Below are 21,774 nucleotides of genomic sequence, written 5' to 3' on the forward strand. Positions count from 1 at the left end.
TAGCGGAATTCACCTCATTAACCGGAGCACCCGGGGCACTCGGGGGAGCGCGCGTGCGCTCCTCGCCCCGGGGCTCCGCTGTGCCGGAGGGATGCACATCTCCATGAGTCTGCTTGACGAGTCAGCAATCCTTACGAACGATCAGGTGCTGTGACCTCGTCATCGATGATCGTCCGGCTCCCCGTGCAGTCCGCCAGAGGCTTCGGGAGATACAGGCTGATCGCAAAGCTTGGGCAGGGAGGGATGGCCGAGGTCTTCCTCGCTGCGCATCGCGGCCCGCTCGGGTTCGAGAAGCTGGTCGTGATCAAGCGGCTCAAGCCGGGGATCGCGACCGAGCCCGAGGTCAACGCGATGTTCCTCGACGAGGCGAGGCTCGCGGCGCGGCTGAACCACCCGAACGTCGTGCAGACGTACGAGTGCGGCCAGATCGACGACCAGTACTACATCGTGATGGAGTACCTGGAAGGGCACTCCCTCGATCGGATCTGCAGGAAGATCGACCCGTCGCGTCACCGCGCGGTCTACCTGGCGATCCTCGCCGACGCGCTCGCCGGGCTTCACTACGCGCACGACCTCATGGATTTCAACGGCCAGCCGCTCCATGTGGTCCACCGCGACATCAGCCCGCACAACATCTTCGTCACCTACGACGGGCAGGCGAAGGTCGTCGATTTCGGGATCGCGAAGTGGGCGACGCGCGACGCGGACACCAGCACCGGCGTCGTGAAGGGGAAGATCCGGTACATGGCGCCGGAGCAGGCCCTCGCGACGATGGTCGACCGCCGCGCGGACATCTTCTCGATGGGCCTCATCTTCTGGGAGCTCGTCGTGGGCGAGCGCTTCTGGGGAGATCTCTCCGACGTGCAGATCCTCCAGCGGCTCACGTTCGGCGAGATCCCGAAGCTGCGCGAGCGGTGGCCCGCGGCGCCTGACGCCCTCGATCGGATCTGCTCGCGCGCGCTCGCGATGGCGCCCGAGGAGCGGTACGCGACGGCGGCCCAGATGCGTGACGACGTCGAGGCGTACCTGGCGACGATGGGCCGCCGCCCCTCGTCGGCCGAGATCGGCCGCCTCATCGGTGAGACCTTCGCGCACCGCCGCGCCGAGGTGAGGTCCGCGATCAGCGACCAGCTGGGGAGGCTCCACGCCGGCGCGGCCGAGGGCGGGGAGGAGTTCGAGATCCTGCCCGTGCTCGAGGAGCGCGGCGCCGTGCCGTGGTCTCAGCGCATGCCGCTCTCGCAGATGTCGCAGCAGTTCTCCGCGCCGGTGGGGGACCAGATGCTGGGCGACGATCCGTCGCGCGAGGACAGCATCTCGAACCGCCAGACGATCCCCACGATCATGGTCGCCAACACCAAGTCGACCCGGCGAAAGGCGCTCTGGAGCGCGGGGATCGCCGTGCTCTCGGTGCTGCTGATCGGCGGCGCGTGGGCGGTCCTCGCGCTTCGCCCCACGGCGACCCCGCCGGAGGGCGATGTTCCCGCGGAGACCAGGGGGGGCGAGGCCACGACCCCTTCTCCTCCGACCTACGCGCCCCCGGTCGCCAACCTCGTCGAGCTCCGGATCATCGCCACGCCGCTGGACGCGAAGATCTACCTCGACGACGTGGAGCTCCCCAGCAACCCGTTCTTCGCGAGGTTCAGCCGGGATGGCACCGGGCACCGCATCCGGGTCACCGCCGACGGGTACACCCCGGAGGCGCGCTTCGTGGTGTTCACGCGCGACGAGGTGCTGACCATCAACCTCCGCCCGGTGCCGTCGACGTCCCCCAAGGCAGGCGGCGGAACCGCGCCTCGGAAGTGACCGGCAGGGCCGCGGGCTCGGCGTGACCGCCGGAGGCCGCGCGAGAGGGCGCCGGGAGCGCCGCGCCGGGCGTTACGGCCGGCCGCTCAGCATCACCTCGAGCTCCGGCGGCACGCAGCCGTAGGCCTCGGCGGCTGCGAGCAGCGCCGAGTTCTGCGGCAGGTTGAGCAGGAACGAGCTGGCGTAGGGCGTCCCCTCGAGGCCCTTCAGCCGGCGCAGGAGCGGGGGCATCGCGCGCTCCATCGCGGCCCGCGCGCCCTCCAGATCGCCCATGTCCACGCAGGCGTCGTGGAGCGCGAGGTAGATCGGCGCCTCGTTGAGCAGGCTCGGCGCGCCCGCCTCGACGAGGGCCGCCGCCTCCCGCGCGATCTCGCGGGCCTGCTCGGCGTCGCCGAAGCGGCGCTCCGCCTCGGCGCAGAACCCGAGCGCCACGGGCAGGACGTCGCGGTTGTCCGTGACGCGGTACGCGTCGGTGGCCTTCTTCAGCAGCGAGCGCGCCCGCGCCAGGCCCGACGACTCGAGGCGCAAGAGCTCGCAGCCCCGGTAGAACAGGATGCCGAGCGTCACGCGGTCGCGCACGACCCACATGCTCCCCGCGGCCTCGTCCGCGCTCGCGCGCGGCTCCGCGAGCACGGCGTCGAGCCGGGGCTCGGGGCCGAACGTCGCCGCCCAGCAGAGCAGGATCATCTGCCCGTGCCGCGCCGCCCCGGAGCTGCCGATCGCCTGCGCCCTGGCGATGCCCCCCTCGATCTCCTGGAGCGCCTCTTCCCGGGCGCCGATGGTCGTCAGCGCGAAGCCGACGTTCATCGTCAGCATCGCCTCGCGCTCCTGCAGCCCGGCGCGGCGCGCGGCCCGCGCGGCGTTCCGGCGCGCCCCCAGCGCGGCGGCCGGCTCGCCGCGGGTCTGGTGGGCGACCGCGCGCGTCTGCCAGGCGTCGACCGCCGCCCAGACGAGGTTCCGCCGCGCCGCGAGGTCGAGCAGGTGCGCGGCCTCCTGCTCGGCCATCGCCAGCTGCCCGGCGAACGCGTGGACCTGCGCCAGCGTCGCCGAGCACTGCGCCTCCTCCTCGACGAGATCGATCGACCGGGCGCGGTCGCGCAGCGCCGTCAGCCGCTCCTCCAGGTCGATCCCCGAGCCGCACGCGTGGTCGTAGCGCGCGCGGGCCGTCAGCGTGCGCAGCTCGCTCGCCTCGTCGAAGACGTTCTCCCACATCGCCCGGATCGCCGAGTCGCGCTCGGGCGAGCGCGCGTCGAGCCGCGAGTACGCCTCCTCGAGGAGGACCGCGCGCGCGAACCCCGTCGGCTTGTCGGGGGAGAACACGAGCGCGCGATCGGCCATCGTGACCGCGTCGCGGAGCGAGTTCGTCGCCAGGGCGCGGCGCGCCGCGGCCTCCCAGCGGATCGCGGCCTCCTCGTGCTCGCCGCCGAGGTCGAAGTGCTGCGCCACCGTCGCGCTGTCCTCGCCGAGCCGATCGAGCCAGCGCGCCGCCGCGGCGTGCAGCCTCTGGCGGAGCTCGTCGCCGACGGAGGCGTAGGCGACGTCGCGGACGAGCGCGTGCTTGAACAGGTACTCGCGCGCGGCCGGGAAGCGCGACGCGGGCTGCGCGACGAGGAGCTCCGCGGCGATGAGCTTCTTCAGCGCCGTCGCGGGCTCTGCCACCCCGACCTCGGCGAGGCCCACGTCCCACACCGACAGGCCGAAGACGCTCATGCGCACCACCGCCTCCCGGGTGGGCTCGTCGAGCGCGTCGAGGCTCACCTGGATGGCCGCCTCGATGGTCGGCGCCGTGGCGGCGTCCTTGCCTGAAGCGATGACCCGCGCGAGCTCCTCGGCGAAGAGCGGCGAGCCGGCCGCCTGCTGCGCGACGCGGTCGAGCGTCGCGTCCTCGAACGGCCGCGCGGCCGCGGCAGCGCTGAAGACGGCCCGCGCGATCTCGCGCGTGGCCCGGCGCGCGATGGGGCGCAGCTCCACGCGCACGTGGTCGCGGCCGGCGAAGCGCTGGCCCTGGTCGCGCCAGAACGCGGGGCGCACCATGAGCAGGATGAACAGCGCCCTCCCGGTCGCCCGCCCGAGGAGGTGATCGAGCCACGCGACGCTCTCCGGGTCGGCCCACTGCGCGTCCTCGACGAGCAGCGCGCACGGCTCGCTCGACGCCGCGTCGACGGCGATGTCGGTCATCGAGAGGTAGAGCGCGTCGCGCGCGCCGCGCAGGTCGACGCCGTCGGGGAACGGCTGGTTCGCCAGCAGGCGGGCGAGGAGCCCGCCGTCGCCGTGGAGCGGCCGCCGCGCGCGCACCGCGTCCTCGGCCTGCTCCAGCGACGCGCCCTTCGGCAGGCCCATGAGGACCCGCAGCGCGTCCGTGGCGACGCCGAGCGCCTGCGCGCGGCCGAACGACTCGCAGCGCAGCTGGATGAGCCGCGGCGGATCCGGTCGATCCACGATGCGGGCGACGAACTCGCGCGCGAGCCGGCTCTTGCCGATCCCCGGCGGCCCCGAGATGCTCATCACGACCGGCGTCCCGTCCTCCACGCAGCGCTCGAACGCCGCGACGGTCGTGATGAGCTCGGCGTCCCGCCCCACGAACGGCGTCTGCGCGTCGGGCCGCTTCGGCGCGCGCGAGAGCACCCGCACGGCGCCGCTCTCCAGGGGCTCGCCCATGAAGCGCCCGCGGGACAGCTCCACCGTGGTGGCGTCGGCGAGGACCCTGCCGAGGCCCGCCTCGCGCGCGAGCGCGACCGCGCGGTCGACGACCTCGCCGGCCGCGCGCGTCCTGTCGACGCGCATGCGGCCGGAGGCGACGCCGACGCGGCCGCCGCGGCCGCCGAGCGCGAGCCCGAGCTCGAGGGCGCGCGACGCCTCGTCGCCGTGGGCCTGCCGCACGCCGAGGTGGGCGGCGATGGAGTCCGTGCCGAGCGGCAGCGCGTCGGCCCCGCGGCGGCGCAGCGCCTCGAGCTCCCGCTGGCGCTCCTCGCCGGTCGCCACGTGCAGCGCCACGATCGTGGTCACGAGCCGCGTGCCCATCGCGCCCGGCGGGTTGTCGCTCACGCGCAGCGGCGACGGGGTGGGCAGGTAGGGCTCCTCGGCGAGCGCCGCGAGCCTGTCCGCCACCTCGTGCGCCGAGCTCGGCCGGAGCTCCCGGTCGGCGAGCAGGAGCGCGTGGATCAGGTCGTCGAGCGCCGGCGGCACGTCGAGCAGGAACTCCGAGAGGCGCGGCGCGGGCGTCGTCGCCAGGCGGACGAGGGTCGCGATCGAGGTCGGCCCCATGTGCGGGGGCCGGCCGGCGACCAGCTCGAACAGCGTCGCGCCGAGCGAGTAGAGGTCGCTGCGCGCGTCCACGGTCGCGTCGCCGCGCGCCTGCTCCGGCGAGATGTACGCCGGCGTGCCGACGAGGCCGCCCGCGTCCGTCGTGAGCACGAGCTCCTTCGACGCCGCGACGCCGAAGTCCACGAGCTTCGTGCGGAGCGGGGCGTCCGGCGAGCCGCGCAGGAGGATGATGTTCGAAGGCTTGATGTCGCGGTGGACGACGCCCGCGGCGTGCGCGGCCGCGAGCGCGCTCGCGACCTGCCGCCCGACCTCGATCCCCTCGCGCAGCGAGAGCGGGGAGCGCTTCTGGCGCGCCGCCAGGTCCTCGCCGTCGAGCCACTCCATCGCGATGAAGGTCGCGCCCTCCTCGATCCGCCGCCCCTCCGCGTCGACAGCGCTCGCCTCGAGCGTCCCGAACGCAACGACCCTCACGATCCCCGGGTGATCGAGCTCGGAGAGGATCTGCCCCTCGCGGGAGAGCCGGGCCTGGCCCTCCGCGTCGACGCCGACCGCCGTGATGATCTTCAGCGCGACGTACCGCTCTGTCTGCACGTCGAAGGCGCGGTGCACGGTGCCGATCCCGCCGCGGCCGACCTCGTGCTCGATGTGGAACCGGCCTGCGACGAGCGGCCGTGCGGACTCGATGCGCGCGGAGCTCATGCGCTGGCCGACGTGGTCCGTAGGATAGGGGCGCCGGGGGGGCTCCGGCGCAGCGGAGAGGCGATCTCATGGCGCCGGGCCGCGTGGGCCTGCGGTGTTCCGACAGGGCGCATTCGCGAAAGAGACTACGCCGTCGCTCATGGCAGTTCCAGTGTCGCGGTCACGGGAACCGGCAGCGTCGCGGACGCGGCGAGCCGGCCGGAGACGTCGTCGAGCGCGCAGCGCGCTGCGCGCGCGGCGGGCCTCCCTTGACGGATCCGGCGGCTCCTCCTACGGTCGTCGGCTCCGCTGCTCCTTCAACGTTACGTTCACCGTCACGTTACGTTCGAGCGACGGGGGCCATTTCGATGCTCGATCGCGTCGCCGTTCACCAGACCCGGCTGCGCACGCCCGGCCTCGGGCTCGACGCCAAGGGGGTCGCGCTCGGCGCCAAGGGGCTCGTCCTCCTGCCGTCGATCGATCGGCTCGTCGCCTTCCTGGCGCTCTACACGCGGCAGGGCTCGCTCGCGGACATCCTCCGCTCGCTCGTCGTCGAGATCGTGCGATCGAAGCTGGGGGCGCGGGAGGTCACCCTCCTGTTCGCGGCCGAGAGCAGCGATCGGCTCGACCGTGTCGCCGAGATCGCGCGGCTCGCGGGCGGCTACAGCTTCACCGGCACGAGCCGGCACTTCGTCCAGTACCGCGACGCGGCCGCGCCGTTCGGGTACGACGTCCCGCAGATCCTGCCCAGCGACGCGGCGCTCTCGCTCTATCACAACGCCTTCTCGCAGACGTACGAGGTCGAGCGGCGCGTCGACGTGCGCACGCTGCTGCTCCGGCTCGAGCCGCACCTCGATCCGTCCGCCGGGCAGGACCCGGGCCCGCGCTGGCTGCTCGCGGAGTCGGGGCTCGGCCCGGCGCTGATCCGCTACTTCTCCCGGAGCAGCGTCGAGGCCGAGGTCGGCCTGTGCGAGTGGCCGCCGGAGTCGAGCTTCGATGACGCCCCGGTGCTCCGGTACCTCTTCCGCGTGCCGGCCATCGCTGCCCGGATGGTCCCGCTGCTCACGAGCACGCCGGGGCTCGGGTATTTCGTCCCGGTCGCGCCGGGCGCGGCGGTGGAGGTGGGGTTCCGGCACCCGGTCAACCTCCGCGCCTGCCCGGTGTTCGGCGAGGCGGGCCTCGTGCTCTTCCGGGGCGGGGGCCGCGAGGCGCTGGAGATCGCGAAGCTTCCGGCGATGGGCGACGTCGCGGCGTTCGCCCGGGTGGAGCTCGGCCGCGAGCCTGTCGCGGCGAAGGTGGCGGCGGAGGGCGACGCGCAGCGCCCGGCGTCGGTCGTGCTCTCGCTCCGCCTCGTCCCGAGCTCCGAGCCGTGGCGGTCGGTCACGGCGTCGTGGATCCGGCCGCAGGAGATGCCGCTCCTGCGGCACGTCGCCTATGCGCTCGGCCCCGAGACCCTGCGCCGCGCCCGCATCGCCTTCACCGCGGCAGGCGCGTTCCTCCGGCACCCGACGGGCATCGAGGGGATCCCGGTCGGCGAGTTCTTCCGGGAGGTCCATCCGGGCCTCTACATCCCTGCCGGGTACGACGCGGTCCCTGCGGTCGCGCCCGGCGTGCTGTTCCGCGCGCTGGGCGCCCCCGCCGGGCAGGCGCTGTTCATCGGGCGCGACGGTGGGGCGATCGGCGTGCCGGAGGAGGCGTTCGTCCCCCTCGAGACGGCGCTGCTCGAGGCCCAGCAATGGTCGGCGGTGGCCGTGTCGTCCGCGGGCCTCACGGCGGCGCTGGCCACCGAGCTGCCCGAGGTCGTGCTCGGCGGCGTCGGCATCCGGCCGCTGCGCGACCTGGCTCCGTCCGAGCCGCTGGCCGAGCCGAGGGCGCTGCCGCCGGGCCCTGGCCGGACGCCCCAATGACCCAGCCTGAAGCGATCGCCGAGCGCCTCTCCGAGCTCCAGGCGGACGTGCTCGCGCCGCTCGTCCTCGGCGGTCCGCTGCGCCTTGTGCGCCCCTTCGGCGTCCGGCTCGCGCTCCTCCTCGGCGACGGCGCGCCGGCGATCGATCGCGACCTCGGCTCGCGCATCGATCTGGTCCGCGTCCGCGTCGCCCGCCTCATCGCCCCGATCGACGTGCTCCCCGAGCTCGGCGCGGCCGAGTGGGCGCTCCTGGCCGCGCTGAACGACCTGCTCCAGCTCACGAACCACGAGCTCGCCGGCGTGCTCACGCGCAGCCGCTATCCCCGCCTGCTCGCGAGCGTGCGCGACCTCTGCGAGCTCGTGCCCGCGCCGGCGGACGTCGGGTCCGCGCTCTCGCGGCACGCGACGTTCGCGCGGGTGCTCGACTGCTTTCGCACGGACGCGCTCGTCGCCTGGTGGACGGGCCGCGCGAGCTTCCGCGGCCAGCGCCCGCCCCCGCGGCTGCTCCGGTGGCGGCAGCTGCGCGGCGTCCAGGTCGAGACCCGGCGCGTCGGCCTCGCGGACATGGGCCACGGCGTGCCGGGGCTCGCCCCGCCGGACTTCGCCGAGGCGCTCTCCCTCTGGATGACGCGCACGCCGCTCACGGATCTCGCGACCGCCGCGCGGAAGGACCCGCCGTTCGCGTGGTCGGCCTCGACGCTCGCGGTCGTCGCCACGCCTCCTGGCCGGAGCCTCGCGTACCGCGTCCTCGTGCGCCAGCCCCACGACCTCGCCGTCGCGGCGCTCGCCCGCGCCGCCCGGGAAGTCCCGCCGCGGTTCGGCCAGGCCCGGGCGCTCGCCGAGTCGTTCGCCAGCGAGGTCGCCGCCGGCATCAAGCTGCTCGACGAGCGCTCTGCGGCCGGCTGACCCGCGCCTCGCCACGCGCCCGTCCTGTCATCTCCACGCACCGCGCGCGGCTTTGCTCGGTTCAAACGGGGCGTGGTACGCTCCGTCCTCCTTGGAGAGGCGCGCTGTCATCGCGCCCGCGCCTTCGACATCACCTCACGGGCATGGCCCTGGGAGCGACGAACCGTTTGAACCGGCAAGACGCTGAGACTTCCGACAAGTTGCTTGCTTCTCCCTGGCGCGCGCGGCGCCGCGGCTCCTGTCTCGAGGCGTTGCCGCGCGCCGGGCGCTGCTGCGCGCGTCTTGCGGGCGTCGCGTTCGCGCTCGCGCTCGCGGTGAGCCCGGGCCTCGCGTTCGCGCAGGCGGAGGCGCTGCTCGACGAGGGCAAGAGCCTGATGAAGAAGGGCAAGGTCGCGGAGGCCTGCCCGAAGCTCGAGGAGAGCTACAGGCTGAGCCCGAGGTCGGCGACGCTCCTCGCGCTGGCGATGTGCCACGAGAAGCAGGGCAAGATCGCGACGGCGTGGTCCGAGTACATCGATCTCGGCGCGGCGGCCCGCAAGGAGGGCAACAAGCGCCTGGAGGCCGACGCGAAGGCGAGGGGAGCGAAGCTGGAGCTGTCTCTCCCGCGGCTGACGCTGAGCGTGCCGCGGGCGGCCGCGATCGAGGGGCTCGAGGTGACGCTGGACGGGGCGCCGGTCGACGGCGCGCTCTGGGGTCAGGCGAGGCCGATCGATCCTGGCCAGCACAAGGTGAGCGCGAACGCCCCTGGCAGAAAGCCGTGGGAGAAGTCGGTCACGATCAAGCGGGGCGAGCGGAAGACCGTCGCGGTGCCGGCGCTCGCCAAGGACGCATCGGCCGCTGCGCAGCCTGCGCCCGCGGCGGAAGCGCCCGCGTCGGCGGCGCCGGAGAAGGGGAGCGCGGGGGCCGGGGACGGCGCAGCGGAGCCGGGGAAGGGCGCTGCAGGGGCCGGGAGGGGCGCCGCGGCGCCTGAGAAGGGCGCGGTTGCTGCGGCGCCAGGGAAGGGCGCTGCTGGGCCAGGGAAGGGCGCTGCGGGGCCGGGGAAGGCTGCTGCGGGGCCGGAGCCCGATGCGCCGCCTGCGGCACCTCCTGCAGCCGAGGAGCAGGAGCCGAGCTCCGGATCCTCGCCGAGGCACACAGGGAGCTTCGTGATCCAGGCCGGGGTGGCCGGCGGCGCGTTGATCGGCCTGATGGACTCCGGCAGCTTCGGCGATCTGAGCGCGTACTCGTACAGCTACAACATCCCGGAGGGGGAGCTCATCGCGCCCTGCGACGATGAGGTCTGCCATGCGAGCTTCGATCCGGCGATCGGGCCGTTTGCCGGCGGGGAGGCGTTCATCGGGGTTGCGCTCTCTGAGGATCTGCACCTTGGCGCGCGTGTGCTGGGCGGCTACCGGTTCGGCGGCGGCTATCTCGCTGTCGGCGGCCCCTCCGTCTCGATGCGCCTCGGTCGTCTCTGGCTCGGCCTTTCGGGGCTCGTGGGCCCGGTGGCGCAGCAGGCGAAGGTCACCGGGATCAAGGGGGAGATCCCCTCCGAGGTGGTCCATCTCAACTACGGTCGGAGCGAGGTCGCGGTGAACGCGCGCGAGGGCAGCCTCCCTGAGAGCGCGCTCGTTCAGACGCTCGCGTTCGGCGGGAGCGTCGATGTGTCCCTGGTGCTCGCGGACCTTCCGAGCGCGGGCTGGACGTCGGGCGCGCTCCTGCTGAGCGTCTCGCCGACGATCATGAAGGGCCTCGACGGCTGGGTGTTCGCGGCGCCGGCGAGCCTCGGTTACCGCTTCTACTGAGCGGCCTCGCGACCCATCGCGCTCTCTTGCCGGGCGCCCGGGTGAGGGCACCGGGAGCTTCGGTGCCCGACGAGCCCTGTCCCAGCCGCCAGCACCTGTTCGATCACCTCCTCCGGAAGAACATGCTGCAGCCCGCGCAGCTCCGCCCCGGCGTGCCACCCAGGGCAGCGCGGCGGGCCCCGCCCGAGGCGTAGCCTAGCCCCTCGGGTCCGCGCGCCGCCGCCGGGCGCGGCGCGCCTCGCCGCGGGCGCTGTCCGCCCCGCTGGCGGGCTCGGGCGGCGGGGCGAAGCCGATCGCCGCGAGATCCTTCTCGCCGATGACGTCGCCCTTGGCCACGAGCGCCGCGCGGAGCAGGACCGCGCCCATCTCGGCGTCGTTGCCGGGCCACGGGTGGTCGAGCACCGCCTGCAGCGCGCGCAGATCCAGGCCGAACGGCCGGCCCCGCAGGCGGACGCCGATGCGCGCGAGGTGATCCAGCGCGAGCGCACGGAGATCCTCGGCGCGCGACGACAGCGAGGGCAGCGCGACGGCCCGGTCGCCGAGCCGGTCCGCGAGCCGCTCGCTCAGCTGACCGGTCGCCGCGAGCGCGTCCACGGTCTGAGGCACCGCCACGACGAGCCCCACGTCGTCCGGCAGCGCCGCGCCGAGGTAGCTCTGCACCTCGGACGGCAATGCCTGGGCGTCGAGCACGAGCAGCGTGCCTCCGCGCGCCGCCTCGATGGGCGAGCTGTCCGGATCGCGCCACAGCGCGAGCGCGCTGGGCGTCCCCGCGGAGCCCTCGATCGCAGCCGCCTCGTCGCGCGCCGGCGCAGCGCCCCGCGCCTGCGCGAACGCCTGCGCGAACCCCTCGGGGACGGGCGCCGCGCCGTCGACGATCGCCAGCGGGCCGCCCGCGCGCGGTGAGGTCAAGTGGACGACCGCGCCCCACGCCACCGCGTCGATCCCGGGCGCCGTCAGCAGCGTGACCGGGCCGCCGGCAACGCCGAGCCGCTCCAGCTGCTCGAGCGCCGCGCGGGCGGCGGGGCTGTAGGCGGCCGCCCGCGCCGGCCGCGCGAGCAGCGCCGCGATCGCGCGGAACCGCCCCGCGCCCTGCGCCACGGCGCGCTCGAGCCGGCTCACCTCGCGCGCCCGCTCCTCGGCCTCGCGGCGGGCGGCGACCTCGCGGCCGCGCGACCCCGACAGCATCGCCGACACCGCGATCACCGCCCCGAGCCGGTCGGCGACCGCGCGCAGGCCGCTCACCTCCTCCAGCGTCATCGGCGACGCGCGCCGGGCCCGGGGGATGGCGAGGGCCCCGATCGGGCCCTCCGCGTCGTTCACAAGGGCGACCACGCCGACGTCGCGCTCCGCGAGCCAGGCGAGCAGCGGGCGCACCTCCGGCCGCCGGACCTCGACGGCCTCGGCGGCCTCGACGCGGAGGACGCGCTCCGGCTCGAGCTGGGCGAGCTCGATGAGGCGCGCCGGCACCTCCGCCGGCTCGGTGTGCTTGTAACCGGCGCGATCGACGGTCACCTGCTCCGGCGGCGAGAGCAGGTAGAGCGCCGGCGGGGCCTGCCCGGCGACGCCGGCGTCCGACGCCTCGCGAAGCGCGGAGAGCGCCGCCTCGAGCGCCGCCTCCGGCTCCGGGTTCATCGCCGCGCGCGTCGCGGCGTCGAACGCCCCGAGCCAGCGCGCCCCCTCCGGCGCGAACCGGCGCGCGAGCGCCGGCGCCGCGAGCCCCGCGAGCGCGCAGAGCGCGCACGCGCCGAACACGGCGACGCCGACGGAGGACTGCGGCGCGCCGCGGAGCCCGAGATCACCGCGCGGCGCCTGGTGCACGGCGTAGACCGCGAGCAGCGCCGGCGGGGTCGCGAGCGTCGCGACGGCGAGCGTGCCGCGGAGCGCGCGCGAGACCTGCGCCGCGTCCGCGGCCACGGTGCAGAACGCGACGCAGACCGCCGCGACGGCGCTCGTGACCGGCAGGATCGACTCGGGGGGCGCGACGCCGACGAAGGCCGCCGCGAGGCCGACCGCCAGCGCGGTCGCCGTGAGCAGCAGCGCTGCCTCGACCCGGTCGGCCACGCCGAGCTCGAGCCGCCGCGCGATGCGGACGCGCGCGATCGCCACGAGCGTCACCGTGAGCGAGCCGAGCGACGCTGCGGAGGTGGCGTAGTGGACGAGCAGCGGATCGAGATCCGCCGCGCGCTCGGGCGCCACGGCGGAGACGGCGGGCAGGGCGACCGCGACGGTCCAGAAGAGCGACGCGAACGCCGCCGCGTCGAGGCGCCGCGTGCTCGGCGGAGGCTCGAGCAGGCCGCCGAGGCCCGCGATGCGCGCGAGCCCGACCAGGGCGGCCATCGACGCGGCCGCGGCGCCGAGGTTGCCGAGGGCGATCAGCGCGAGCCCGGAGGGGCCGCTCCGCGCGGCGGCGAGCATCGCGGCGCCGGTGAGGCACACGGCGGCCGCGCGGCGGGCCGCCGGCTCGATCCGGTCCTCTCCCCGCGGCGGCCGCTCTACCCAGCGGAGGCCAAGCGCGAGCAACACCGGCAGCCCGAGCAGGGCGAGCCACGCGGGCCCGTGGCCGCCGGACGCCCGGAGCGCAGCGAAGGCGGTGTAGGCGACGGCGGCCGCGGCGATCCAGAACGAGCGCCGGCGCAGCATCGCGGCGAGCGTAGCGTTTGGCCACGGGGGCGCCAACGAGGCGGTCTCATCGAGGGGACGACCGCGCCGCCCGCGCCGCTGCCGCGGCCAGACGCTCCTTCGCTACCTCACGGCGGGAGCGCCGCGATGTAGTCGTAGAGACACTTCATCTCGTCGGCGTTGAGCGTCGGACCGAGCGGCATCCGGTTGTCGCACGGCGGGGCGTCCGTGACCTTCAGGTACATCAGGCTGGCGTCCGGATCGCCCGGCACGACCACCGTGGCTTCGCCGCCGCAATCGGACGCCTGGCCCGCGACCCTGGTCTCCCAGCCCGCCGTCAGATTGAGGCCCCCCAGGTTCGCTTGCCCATCGTGGCAGCCCGCGGTGGCGCACTTCGCCATCACCAGCGCCTGCGCTTCAGCGCATCCGGCGCCACCGCCGCTGCTCGCGCTGGTGGTCGCGGCGTCGCCGCCGGTGGTCGCGGCGTCGCCGCCGGTGGTGGTCGCGGCGTCGCCGCCCGTGGTGGTGGTCGCGGCGTCGCCGGCGCCGCCGGTCGCCGCGCCGGTGCCCTGGCCGTTTCCGCCGCCAGGCCCGTCGCCGCCGGCGAGGTACTGGTCCTTGTCCTCGAGGGTCCCCGCGCAGCTGATGATGAACGCGGCGCCGCTCATCACGGCGGCGGCGAGCGCGGTGCGCCCGCCAAGGAAAGCGATGTACGTCACGTGCTACCTCTCTCTCTCGCTCAGTAAATATAGGCTCCGGCGAGCCGCACCCCAAGGTACTGGTCGATCGCCCCGCCGGCGACGTACCGGTCGCCGATCGCGGGCTCGAACGACGAGAAGAACCGCGCGTACTCGACGAGGAGCCGCGCCTCGACGCCGGTCGTGACGGGCACGAGCACCCCGGCCATCGCGCCGATGCCCTGCACGCTCGCGCCCTCGAACCGATCGTAGACCTCGCCCGACGAGAGCGGGAACAGGTATTCGGCGCCGAGCGCCAGCGCGACCGGGCCGACCGGCACCCGCGCGTCGAGGCCGGCTCGGACCAGCGTGTAGGAGACGTTCGGCACCGTACTGGCCAGGGCCTCCGCCGCGTCGACCTCGAAGGTCAGGAGCCGGAGCCCGGCGGAGATGCCGAGCACGGACGACTCGCCGATCGACAGCCGCTCCCGCAGCCCCAGGTTGATGCGCTGGTAGGTCGTGGCGAGCGGATCGCCCTCGCCCACCGCCGAGTTGAGGCCGGGCGCCATCATGAACCCCGCGGTGATGCCGAGGCCCTTGAGCACCGGGATGTCCGTCGACGCGAGCGGGTATACCTCGCCGGAGATCGACAGCGCGGGCTGACCGAAGACGTCGTAGGGCCGGAGGTTCTGCGTGACCGGATCGGAGTAGTCGAACCAGCGGCCGGCAAACTCGACGCCGGCCTCGATCGAGAAGAGCGCCGAGCGGGGGTCGTGGGGCTTGCGCTTCCCGCCCTTGTCGCCGTCGTCGCCGCCCTTGTCGCCGTCGTCGCTGCTCTTCTCGTCGCCGTCGCCGTCCTTCTCGTCGCCGTCCTTCTCGCCGTCGCCGTCGTCGCCGCCGTCCTTCGGCTGGTCGTCGTCGGCCGCGGCGGCGGCGGGCGCGATCTGCGAGAGCGTCGGGCCGAGCAGATCTTCCAGCGCCTTCTTGCGGTCGTCCCGCGAGCCGCCCAGCGGCACAGCGCTGTCCACCGCGAGGTCGCCGGCGTTCTCGTCGACGTAGACGAGGTAGACCTCTTTCTTCTTCTTCTTGTTCGTCCGCGAGACGCCGTAGATCACACCCTCGACCTTCGCGGCCTTGCCCGCCTTGCGGATGCGGTCGAGCGCCTTCTTCCGCTGGGCCTTCATCACCAGCGCGTCGCCCACCGGCTTGGTCTGGCCGGCGCTGCGCAGCGACTTCGAGAACGCGTCGTCGTCCACGACCTTCAGCGTGTCCGGGACGAGGGACACGATATCTTCGCGGATGTCGTCCGCGTTCGGCCCCTCGATGTAGATCGCGATCGACTTCGACCCCTTGGGGGCGGCGAGCGCGATGGGCGAGAGCGCGAACGTCGTGACCGTCGCGGCGGAGAGCCCGAGGAGGATCCTCCCGCAGAGGCTCAAAGAGAGGGACAGCGTTGTGAACCTGGTCGGCTTCCGCGCGGGCCTTTTGCCGGCAGCGGCGTCAAACGAAGCTTGCACGCGGCGAGCCTACAGGCGATGTCCCGGCTGGATCCAGCGTCTTTCGAGGGGCTCAGCGACATTTCGGGTGACGCGCAGTGTCGCTACGAGACTCCGCTACAATCGAACTCGCGGGGCGCGCCGAGCCTCGTCTTCTTGGCGCCTTGACGGGCCCCTGCGACGTGAGAAATGTCGTCGCCCGATGCGCAGCGCCGCATCGCATCGCAGGCCAGCGCGTCCCCCAGGGGAGAGGGCAGATGGATCGGTCAAGAGGACGGCACCGCCGCGCGGCGCGCGGCCCCGGCGGCTCTCTCGGGCTTGCGATCGTCGTGGCGGCGGCCGCCGCCTGCTCCGGCGGGCGCGGCGGCGGGGCCGCGGGGGGACCGGAAGGCGAGGCGCCGCGCTGCGCGGAGATCCGGCCGGGCGCGTCGCCGCTCCGGCGGATGACGCGCTTCGAGTACAACAACACGATCCGCGATCTCCTCGGTGACGACAGCGCGCCGGCCGACGCCTTCGTGGTCGAGGAGGAGGCGCTCGGGTTCAACAACCAGGCGGCGGCGCTCGGGGTCACTCAGCTCCTCGCCGAGCAGCTCATGAAGGCCTCCGAGGCGATCGCGGCGCGGGCCGCGAAGGATCTCGGGAAGCTCCTTCCGGGGTGCGACCCGGCGGTGCAGGGGCCCGACGCGTGCGCCGCCGAGCTCATCGAGCGCCTCGGCAAGCGCGCGTTCCGCAGGCCCCTCGCGCCCGCGGAGAGCGAGCGGCTCGCGCGGCTCTTCGCCTTCGGGAACGACGAGCACGGCTTCTCGACGGGGGTCGAGCTCGTGATCCAGGCGCTGCTCCAGTCGCCGCACTTCCTTTACCGCGTCGAGCACGGCATGCCGGATCCGGCCGGCGAGGGCGTGGTGGCGCTCTCGGACCACGAGATCGCCTCGCGGCTCTCGTACCTGCTCTGGAGCTCGATGCCCGACGACGCGCTGTTCGCGGCAGCCGACGCGGGGGAGCTCCGCTCCGCGGCGCAGATCGCCGCGCAGGCCCGCCGCATGCTCGAGGATCCGCGCGCCCGCGCCGCCGTCGCGAACTTTCACGCGCAATGGCTGCAGCTCTCGAACATCGACACCCTCACCAAGGACCCGGCGGTCTACCCCGGCTTCCACGCCGGGCTCCCGGCGCTCCTCCGGGCGGAGACCGAGGCGTTCCTCGATCACGTCGTGTTCGAGGACGGCGCCGGCGACGTGGCGACGCTGCTGACGGCGCCCTACTCGCTGATGAACGCCGAGCTCCGCGCGTTCTACGGGCTGGGCGCCGCGGGCGGCGCGGAGGCGCCCGGCGAGCTCTCGGTCGTGCCGCTCGACCCAGCGCAGCGCGCCGGCTTCCTCACCCACGCCAGCGTGCTCGCGGTGCTCGCGAAGCCGGATCAGTCCTCGCCCGTCCACCGCGGCAAGTTCGTCCGGGAGCGGCTGCTCTGCCAGATCCTGCCGCCGCCGCCGCCCGACGTGGACATCCAGCCGCCGCCGGTGCGGGAAGGGATCCCGACCCGCCGGCAGTTCGAGCAGCACGCGCAGGACCCGGCCTGCGCTGGCTGCCACCGGCTCATGGATCCGATCGGCTTCGGGTTCGAGCGCTACGACGGGATCGGCCTCTACCGCGAGGTCGACCAGGGCGTCCCGGTCGACGCGAGCGGCGAGATCGTGGCGAGCCGGAGTGTCGATGGGCCCTTCGACGGGGCGGTGGAGCTCGCGCACCGCCTCGCGGAGAGCGACGAGGTGCGCCAGTGCGTCGCGACGCAGTGGTTCCGCTTCGGCTACGGCCGCGCCGAGCAGGCGGACGACGAGTGCAGCATGCGCCAGATCGAGGCGGCGTTCGCCGAGAGCGGGTACAACATCAAGGCGCTGCTCGTGGCGCTGACCCAGACGGACGCGTTCCGCTACCGCCGCGCGGCGCCGGACGCAGGGGGCGCGCCGTGAGCGGCGCCGCACAGCGCCGGGCGTCGAGGGGGCGCCTCGATCGCCGCGCCTTCCTGCGCGGGGCCGGCGGGCTCGCCCTCGCGCTCCCCTTCCTCGACGCCATGGCGGGCTCGGCGAGCGCCGTCGATTTCCCGAAGCGCTTCGTCGTCTTCTTCACCGGCCTCGGCACGGTGAAGGAGGCCTGGCAGCCGACCGGGACCGAGACGTCGTTCGAGCTCGGAGAGATCCTCGCGCCGCTCTCTCCCTACCGGGACAAGCTGCTCGTCGTCGAGGGCATCGACATGGAGTCCGCCTACCACGGGCCGGGCGACTCTCACCAGCAGGGCATCGGCCAGGCGCTCACGGGCACGGAGCTCCAGGAGGGGACCCTCTTCCCGTACGCCTGCAACCCGGCCGCGCGGGTCGGCTGGGGCGGGGGCATCTCGGTCGACCAGTTCCTCGCCGCGAGGCTCGGGGATCGCACGAAGCTCTCGTCGCTCGAGCTCGGCGTCCAGGTCCAGTACGCCAACGTCTCGTCGCGCCTCTCCTACCTCGGCCCGGGCCAGCCGGTCCCGCCCGAGGACGATCCGCGCGCGGCGTTCGACCGGCTGTTCCTGGACCTCACCGCCGATCCGGCGGAGCTCGCGCGGCGGCGCGTCCTGCGCCGCCGGGTGCTCGGCGGCGTCATGGAGGACTACGGCGCCCTCGCGCGCGAGCTGGGGGGCGAGGACCGGCGGAAGCTGGAGCAGCACCTCCACGCGCTGAACGACATCGAGCAGCGGCTCGACGTGCCGGCGCTCCTCGGCGGCGCGTGCGCCTTGCCGGCGCTGGGCGAGCCGCTCGACGTCTACGCGAACGACAACTTCCCCGCGATCGGGAGGCTGCAGACCGATCTGCTCGCGATGGCGCTCGCCTGCGATCTCACGCGGGTCGCGTCCATCCAGTGGAGCGCGACCCAGGCGGGCAAGGTGTTCACGTGGCTCGGCCAGTCGGAGACGCACCACGCGCTCTCGCACTCGAACATCGGCGACGCGGAAAAGCAGCAGCAGCTCGTCGACATCGGGCGCTGGCAGGCGGAGCAGCTCGCGTACCTGCTCGAGAGGCTCGACGCCGTCCAGGAGGGCACGGGCACGCTCCTCGACAACACGCTCGTGCTCTGGTGCACGGACATCTCGGAGGGGCAGAGCCACTCGCGGCGCGACATGCCGTACGTGATCGCGGGGGGCGCCGGCGGTGCGCTCAGGACTGGAAGATTTTTGCGCTATACCGGCGATCCCCACAACAACCTGCTCGTCGCGCTGTGCAACGCGATGGGCGTGGACGTGTCGACGTTCGGCAACCCCGCCTACTGCACGGGGGTGTTGCCGGGCCTCTTGGCCTAGGTGCGCGCGCCGGAAATCCCGCCAGGGCTCGCTGAAGCGCGCAACCAGAGCGGCCGCGAAGCGGACGCCGGGGTTCGGGGCGGAGCCTCGAGGGACCAGCGCCGGCGCGCGCCGCCGCGTGTTTTGGGCTTTTCGTCGCGCGCCGATTTTGGCAAGTACGCCCGCATGGGCGCCCTGCTGTCCTCCGGGAAGCCTCACGGCGCGCGGCGCGCGGCGCGCCTCGCTCTCTGTCTCGCTCACCTCGCGGCGCTCACGGCGGCGGCGTGCGGCTGTCGCAAGCCCGCGGACGTCCCGGCGGACGCGGGGGCCGCGGCCCCCACCGGCGCCTCGGGCGAAGGCGCGGCCCCCGCGGCGCTCACGGCGACCGACGGGCAGGCCGCGCCCGCGGAGCTCGCGGCGCCCGCGTGGCCGCCGAGCGACAAGCCGCTGCTCGGCGTGACGGCCTTCGTGGCGACCGTCTACAAGGAGCCGCGCGACACGTCGAAGAAGCTCGGGTACCTGCGCGTCGGCTCCAGGGTGCCCCGCTCCGCCGAGCCCGCCGGCACCGCGGGCTGTCCGGGCGGCTGGTACGCGATCGAGCCCCACGGCTACCTCTGCGTGGGCGAGGACGCGACGCTCGACCTGAACGACCCGATCCTCAAGGCCGCCGGCCCCGGGCCGAACCTGAGGACCGCGCTCCCGTACCGGTACGCCTTCGTCCGCGCTGTGCTGCCGCTCTACCTGCGCGTCCCCACCGCCGAGGAGCAGCGCAAATCGGAGTTCAAGCTCGACGAGCACCTGTCGTGGTTCGAGGAGAACAAGGCGACCGTGCAGCGGGTCATCCTCGGCGCGAACGACGTGGCGATCGACGCGCGCGGCGTGCCGCTTCCCGGCAAGCAGCTCGGCGAGCTCGGCCTGGGGAAGAACTCGCTCGAGCTCGGCGAGGGCGCCCTGCTCGGCGGGGAAGGGGACGGCGACCCGATCCCCTTCTGGCTCGAGGGCGGCAAGCGCCTCATCCGCAACATCAGCGACTTCAAGGTCCCGGACTACGCGGTCTTCGCCGATCGCGCGCGGCGCTTCACCGGGCTGTCGCTGATCGGATCGTTCGCGACGGGACCGGAGTCGCTGAGCCGGCGGTTCGCGATCACGACCGATCTGCGGCTCGCGCCTGCCACGAAGATCAAGCCCGACACCGGCTCTCCCTGGCACGGGGTCGAGCTGACCGATGCGCTCACGCTGCCGCTCGCCTTCGTCCGCGCGCGCGGCGCTCGCGACGTCCAGATCCAGGGCGACAAGGCGACGCCGGGCAAGGAGCTGCCGTTCCGGGACATCGTCCCGCTGACCGGCAGGATGCGCCGGATCGAGGGCGTGAAGTACTACCGCACCCGGGATCAGCGGTACGTGAGCCAGCTGGACGTCGGGCTCGCGGTCGCCCCGTCCGCGTGGCCGGAGGTCGCCGAGAAGGGCGAGAAGTGGATCGAGGTGTCGATCACGCACCAGACGCTGGTCCTCTGGGAGGGCAAGCGCCCGGTCTACGCCACGCTGGTCTCCACCGGCCAGGCCGGGGTGGCCGATCCCAAGACCACGACCGCGACGGTGCGCGGCGTCTTCCGCATCCGCAACAAGCACATCACGGCGACGATGGACTCGAACGAGTCGTCGAGCGTCGGCGGCCGCGCGGAGACGACCGCCGACGCGCCGTCGGCCTCGCGCGGCGCGAAGCCGGACAAGGGCGGCTCGTCGAAGGAGCGCGCCTCGAAGAAGCCTGGCGCGAGCGCGGCGGCGAAGCCCGCGGCGGGCGAGAAGGTGGTCCCCCGGAAGGGCGACGGGGAGTACGGCGTGACGCGGCGCCGCGGCGAGGGGACCTACGCCCTCAAGGACGTGCCGTACATCCAGTACTTCGCGAGCGGCTACGCGCTCCACGCAGCGTACTGGCACGACGTCTTCGGCACGCCGCGCAGCCACGGCTGCATCAACCTGTCGCCCATCGACGCCCACCGGCTGTTCCTGTGGACCGATCCCCCGGTGCCGCCCGGATGGCACGCGATCAACACAGGCGAAGAGCTGGGTGAGGGCACGACGATCATCGTCCACGAGTAGGTGAGGCGGTCGCTGTTATCGATGAGGGAGAAGAGGGGGCGCTTCAGTGCTTCGGCGCGGTGTGGAGGAGGTCGGTCAGCGCGTCGTCTGCGGAGGCGGCGAGGGCGTCGAGGAGCGCGGCCAGGCGGGCTTGCTGGTCCGGGGTGAACGGGGGCATGCCGAAGCGCGCGCGCACGCCTGAGAGGCGGAGGACGAGGCCGGCGCCGTCCTGGTAGCCGGCGATCCAGGGGCCGCGGGTGAGCTCGTCGCAGATGCGACGGAGCCGCGACTCGAAGGCGGCGCGATCGGCGAGGGCGCCGGCGGGGGAGGGGGCGCGCTGCTGGAAGTGGTGGATCGAGGCGGCGGCCTCGGTCGGGGCGCCGTCGATGGCCTCGAGGCCGGCGCGGAGGTCGTCGAGGAGGGGCGCGAGGCCGGTCCTGCGGACGAGCGCGCCGTCGAGGCACATCTCCCAGAGCACGTGGGCGAAGAGCGCGAGCCGGGGCGCGCCGAGCGCGGCGGCGCGCAACGCGGCGGCGAGGCGGCGCTCGCCCTCCACGAAGACAGGGGCGGCGTGGAACCAGCGGTCGGCGGCGACGTGGTGGTCGATGCCGGCCAGCACCTCGGCGAGGCGGGGCGGCGGGGCGGCGGGACGATCGGGCGCGCGCGAGGGCCTGACGCGCCGGTCGGCCATGCGCCAGAGGTCCGGGAGCATCGCCGCCGCACCCGCGGCGGCCGAGCCGAGGTCGCGCGCGGCGAGGTGGCGATGAAGCAGGAAGTTCATGCGTTCAGGATGGCGCCGCCGTCCGCGGCGGTCGACGGCGAAGCGATGCGGCGCGCTCTCCCTCGCCCTTCTGAATTCCCGCTGTGGGGCAAGGGATACGGCTGCTTCGGCGACGCCGCGGGCCCGTGAGGGCCTGCAGCGCAGGCCGGCCGTGGCAGGCAGGAGCGCCCATGAGCTGCCTGTCCCCGATCCAGGGGACTCGTCTTCGTGCTCGATCCACCGGTACGCGCCGCGTGGTGCGCGTGGCGATGAGAGAAGCGCGAGGACGGCAGTGCGCCTCGATGAACCGGATCTGCGGTGGTCCGGCGGTCCGAGTTCTGCCGCGGCGCCGCAGCGCTCATGTAGGCAGATCGGCGCCGTCGAGCTCGCATCTCCTGCCTCCGTTAGCCGGCCAGCGGAGATGGATCCATGCCAGTCGCCCGCTGCGGCCGTCATGGCCCCTTTTCCTCCTTGGAGCCGCGAGTTCGGCGGGGCCTC

Annotated in this window: 13 protein-coding genes; 8 read left to right on the top strand and 5 right to left on the bottom strand. The window is 74.1% G+C overall.

The features are described from left to right. The first annotated feature begins 165 nt into the window (after positions 1–165). On the top strand, positions 166–1,803 hold the full coding sequence (locus tag WMF11_RS16305; protein WP_437979314.1) for a protein kinase domain-containing protein: 1,638 nt from the start codon (positions 166–168) through the stop codon (positions 1,801–1,803). Positions 1,804–1,875: 72 nt separating this feature from the next. Here WMF11_RS16305 and WMF11_RS16310 read toward each other — a convergent pair whose 3' ends face one another. Continuing rightward, entirely contained in the window at positions 1,876–5,766 is a 3,891-nt protein-coding gene (locus tag WMF11_RS16310; protein ID WP_437978094.1) for a serine/threonine-protein kinase, read from the bottom strand. Positions 5,767–6,113: 347 nt separating this feature from the next. On the opposite strand from WMF11_RS16310, the gene WMF11_RS16315 reads away from it, so the two are divergent. From WMF11_RS16315 to WMF11_RS16330, 4 genes are all read left to right on the top strand, one after another. After that, the gene (locus WMF11_RS16315; protein WP_437978095.1) at positions 6,114–7,652 is read left to right on the top strand and encodes a hypothetical protein; all 1,539 of its coding nucleotides are present in this window, start codon (positions 6,114–6,116) and stop codon (positions 7,650–7,652) included. Beyond that, a complete protein-coding gene (locus tag WMF11_RS16320; protein WP_437909283.1) occupies positions 7,649–8,557 on the top strand; it encodes a hypothetical protein in 909 nt (302 codons plus the stop codon). The genes WMF11_RS16315 and WMF11_RS16320 overlap by 4 nt, the downstream gene beginning before the upstream one ends. A 200-nt stretch (positions 8,558–8,757) precedes the next feature. Beyond that, complete coding sequence (locus WMF11_RS16325; protein WP_437978096.1) at positions 8,758–10,341, top strand: tetratricopeptide repeat protein; 1,584 nt, start codon at positions 8,758–8,760, stop codon at positions 10,339–10,341. A 62-nt stretch (positions 10,342–10,403) separates the two neighbouring features. Next, complete coding sequence (locus tag WMF11_RS16330; RefSeq protein ID WP_437978097.1) at positions 10,404–10,535, top strand: hypothetical protein; 132 nt, start codon at positions 10,404–10,406, stop codon at positions 10,533–10,535. A gap of 1 nt (position 10,536) precedes the next feature. On the opposite strand, the gene WMF11_RS16335 is transcribed toward WMF11_RS16330, so the two are convergent. The 3 genes from WMF11_RS16335 to WMF11_RS16345 form a co-directional block, all read right to left on the bottom strand. Beyond that, positions 10,537–12,981, bottom strand: a complete 2,445-nt coding sequence (locus tag WMF11_RS16335; protein ID WP_437717902.1) for a hypothetical protein — start codon at positions 12,979–12,981, stop codon at positions 10,537–10,539. 107 nt (positions 12,982–13,088) lie between these two features. Beyond that, complete coding sequence (locus tag WMF11_RS16340; protein WP_437978098.1) at positions 13,089–13,679, bottom strand: hypothetical protein; 591 nt, start codon at positions 13,677–13,679, stop codon at positions 13,089–13,091. 20 nt (positions 13,680–13,699) lie between these two features. Continuing rightward, positions 13,700–15,076 (bottom strand): hypothetical protein, encoded by a 1,377-nt coding sequence (locus WMF11_RS16345; RefSeq protein ID WP_437978099.1) that lies wholly within the window; start codon positions 15,074–15,076, stop codon positions 13,700–13,702. 314 nt (positions 15,077–15,390) lie between these two features. Between WMF11_RS16345 and WMF11_RS16350 the strand changes: the two genes are divergently transcribed. From WMF11_RS16350 to WMF11_RS16360, 3 genes are all read left to right on the top strand, one after another. Continuing rightward, positions 15,391–17,097 carry a DUF1592 domain-containing protein gene (locus tag WMF11_RS16350; RefSeq protein ID WP_437978100.1) on the top strand — a complete coding sequence of 569 codons (1,707 nt, stop codon included), beginning with the start codon at positions 15,391–15,393 and terminating at the stop codon, positions 17,095–17,097. Continuing rightward, on the top strand, positions 17,094–18,458 hold the full coding sequence (locus WMF11_RS16355; protein WP_437978101.1) for a DUF1552 domain-containing protein: 1,365 nt from the start codon (positions 17,094–17,096) through the stop codon (positions 18,456–18,458). The genes WMF11_RS16350 and WMF11_RS16355 overlap by 4 nt, the downstream gene beginning before the upstream one ends. 165 nt (positions 18,459–18,623) lie before the next feature. Further along, positions 18,624–20,537: a L,D-transpeptidase gene (locus tag WMF11_RS16360; protein ID WP_437978102.1), complete on the top strand. Its 1,914-nt coding sequence runs from the start codon at positions 18,624–18,626 to the stop codon at positions 20,535–20,537. A gap of 43 nt (positions 20,538–20,580) precedes the next feature. On the opposite strand, the gene WMF11_RS16365 is transcribed toward WMF11_RS16360, so the two are convergent. Further along, positions 20,581–21,297, bottom strand: a complete 717-nt coding sequence (locus tag WMF11_RS16365) for a hypothetical protein (protein ID WP_437978103.1) — start codon at positions 21,295–21,297, stop codon at positions 20,581–20,583. Positions 21,298–21,774 lie beyond the last annotated feature (477 nt).

Origin of the sequence: Sorangium sp. So ce295 (assembly GCF_051527405.1) — a bacterium.
In the GTDB taxonomy this organism is placed as follows: domain Bacteria; phylum Myxococcota_A; class Polyangia; order Polyangiales; family Polyangiaceae; genus Sorangium; species Sorangium cellulosum_B.

Bases quoted from the DNA above. Each gene is read 5' to 3' on its own strand.
- WMF11_RS16305 (WP_437979314.1), top strand. From the start codon at position 166: ATGATCGTCCGGCTCCCCGTGCAGTCCGCCAGAGGCTTCGGGAGATAC.
- WMF11_RS16310 (WP_437978094.1), bottom strand. From the start codon at position 5,766: ATGAGCTCCGCGCGCATCGAGTCCGCACGGCCGCTCGTCGCAGGCCGG.
- WMF11_RS16315 (WP_437978095.1), top strand. From the start codon at position 6,114: ATGCTCGATCGCGTCGCCGTTCACCAGACCCGGCTGCGCACGCCCGGC.
- WMF11_RS16320 (WP_437909283.1), top strand. From the start codon at position 7,649: ATGACCCAGCCTGAAGCGATCGCCGAGCGCCTCTCCGAGCTCCAGGCG.
- WMF11_RS16335 (WP_437717902.1), bottom strand. From the start codon at position 12,981: ATGCTGCGCCGGCGCTCGTTCTGGATCGCCGCGGCCGCCGTCGCCTAC.
- WMF11_RS16350 (WP_437978100.1), top strand. From the start codon at position 15,391: ATGGATCGGTCAAGAGGACGGCACCGCCGCGCGGCGCGCGGCCCCGGC.
- WMF11_RS16360 (WP_437978102.1), top strand. From the start codon at position 18,624: ATGGGCGCCCTGCTGTCCTCCGGGAAGCCTCACGGCGCGCGGCGCGCG.
- WMF11_RS16365 (WP_437978103.1), bottom strand. From the start codon at position 21,297: ATGAACTTCCTGCTTCATCGCCACCTCGCCGCGCGCGACCTCGGCTCG.